This is a genomic window from Castellaniella sp., from assembly GCF_049671645.1.
Taxonomy (GTDB): Bacteria; Pseudomonadota; Gammaproteobacteria; order Burkholderiales; family Burkholderiaceae_B; genus Castellaniella.
The window spans coordinates 1-2500 of sequence record NZ_JBATVG010000004.1 but is presented as its reverse complement, the minus strand read 5'-3'; the positions used below and the strand labels follow the sequence as shown (position 1 = coordinate 2500).

General features: G+C 54.0%; 2 rRNA genes (1 of these 2 cut by a window edge). Both read left to right on the top strand.

What is annotated here, in order from left to right:
- A 23S ribosomal RNA gene (locus tag WBG56_RS00985) occupies positions 1–2048 on the top strand; it begins 840 nt to the left of the window's first position.
- A 237-nt stretch (positions 2049–2285) separates the two neighbouring features.
- Positions 2286–2398: ribosomal RNA gene (gene rrf / locus WBG56_RS00980) — 5S ribosomal RNA — on the top strand.
- The last annotated feature ends 102 nt before the right edge of the window (positions 2399–2500 follow it).

Sequence of the window (2500 nt, the reverse complement as noted above, 5' to 3'; positions counted from 1 at the left end):
ACATGATTACTGCCGGGGGTAGAGCACTGTTATAGCTAGGGGGTCATGGCGACTTACCAACCTATGGCAAACTCCGAATACCGGCAAGTACAGTGTGGGAGACAGAGCACCGGGTGCTAACGTCCGGACTCAAGAGGGAAACAACCCAGACCGCCAGCTAAGGTCCCTAAAACGGGCTAAGTGGGAAACGAAGTGGGAAGGCATAGACAGTCAGGAGGTTGGCTTAGAAGCAGCCACCCTTTAAAGAAAGCGTAATAGCTCACTGATCGAGTCGTCCTGCGCGGAAGATGTAACGGGGCTCAAGCCAGTTACCGAAGCTGCGGGTGTGCAATTTATTGCACGCGGTAGGAGAGCGTTCTGTAAGCCTGCGAAGGTGTCTTGTAAAGGATGCTGGAGGTATCAGAAGTGCGAATGCTGACATGAGTAGCGATAAAGGGGGTGAAAAGCCCCCTCGCCGTAAGTCCAAGGTTTCCTGCGCAACGTTCATCGGCGCAGGGTGAGTCGGCCCCTAAGGCGAGGCAGAGATGCGTAGCTGATGGGAAGCTGGTTAATATTCCAGCACCGTCGTGAGATGCGATGGGGGGACGGATGGCAGAAGATCATCGGGGTGTTGGATGTCCCCGTTGCTGCACCATAGAAGGCGCTTAGGTAAATCCGGGCGCGTGATTCAAGGGTGTGGCTGGACAGGAACTTAGGTTCCTGGACTGATTGGAAGTTGTCCCAGGAAAAGCCTCTAAGCTTCAGTCTCACGAGACCGTACCGCAAACCGACACAGGTGGACGGGATGAATATTCCAAGGCGCTTGAGAGAACTCAGGAGAAGGAACTCGGCAAATTGATACCGTAACTTCGGGAGAAGGTATGCCCTGGTAGTGTGAGGTGCCTGCGCACTGAGCATGAAGGGGCCGCAGAGAATCGGTGGCTGCGACTGTTTATTAAAAACACAGCACTCTGCCAAGACGAAAGTCGACGTATAGGGTGTGACGCCTGCCCGGTGCCGGAAGGTTAAGTGATGGGGTGCAAGCTCTTGATCGAAGCCCCGGTAAACGGCGGCCGTAACTATAACGGTCCTAAGGTAGCGAAATTCCTTGTCGGGTAAGTTCCGACCTGCACGAATGGCGTAACGATGGCCACACTGTCTCCTCCTGAGACTCAGCGAAGTTGAAATGTTTGTGATGATGCAATCTACCCGCGGCTAGACGGAAAGACCCCATGAACCTTTACTGTAGCTTTGCATTGGATTGTGAACCGGCCTGTGTAGGATAGGTGGGAGGCGTTGAAACTGTGTCGCTAGATGCAGTGGAGCCAACCTTGAAATACCACCCTGGTCTGTTTGCGGTTCTAACCTTGGCCCGTTATCCGGGTTGGGGACAGTGCATGGTGGGCAGTTTGACTGGGGCGGTCTCCTCCTAAAGTGTAACGGAGGAGTACGAAGGTACGCTAGGTACGGTCGGAAATCGTGCTGATAGTGCAATGGCATAAGCGTGCTTGACTGTGAGACTGACAAGTCGAACAGGTGCGAAAGCAGGTCATAGTGATCCGGTGGTTCTGTATGGAAGGGCCATCGCTCAACGGATAAAAGGTACTCTGGGGATAACAGGCTGATACCGCCCAAGAGTTCATATCGACGGCGGTGTTTGGCACCTCGATGTCGGCTCATCTCATCCTGGGGCTGTAGCCGGTCCCAAGGGTATGGCTGTTCGCCATTTAAAGAGGTACGTGAGCTGGGTTTAAAACGTCGTGAGACAGTTTGGTCCCTATCTGCCGTGGGCGTTGGATACTTGACGGAGCCTGCTCCTAGTACGAGAGGACCGGAGTGGACGTACCGCTGGTGTATCGGTTGTCATGCCAATGGCATTGCCGAGTAGCTATGTACGGAAGAGATAAGCGCTGAAGGCATCTAAGCGCGAAACTCGTCTGAAGATTAGGTATCCCGGGGGCTTGACCCCCCTGAAGGGTCGTCCGAGACCAGGACGTTGATAGGCTGGGTGTGGAAGCGCAGTAATGCGTGCAGCTAACCAGTACTAATTGCCCGTGCGGCTTGATCCTATAACCTTGCAGGTTAGTCGCTGACTGACCGATGGGTGTAGTGATTCGTGTGTAAGCCCAAAGAATTGAAACGCAAATCGTACAAAACAACCCCATGTGCAGCCTGCTAGACAAAGCGAGAAACTTTGCTAAAATGCAGCTCGTTGCAAGACGCGCTGCAGGTATCGAACAGACTGCACGATGTGCTTCTTCCAAATTGGTGGTCCAGTCCCCGCGACTTGACCACAACCAGTTATGCTTGACGACCATAGCAAGGCGGCCCCACTCCTTCCCATCCCGAACAGGACAGTGAAACGCCTTCGCGCCGATGATAGTGGGTGGACACCTGTGAAAGTAGGTCATCGTCAGGCTTTTATACCGCAAAGCCCCTGCAGAGTCTCTCTGCAGGGGCTTTGTCTTGGGTAAAACCAAAGCAAGACCAACGATATCGCCCGCTGCGCAACCGCGCGCCG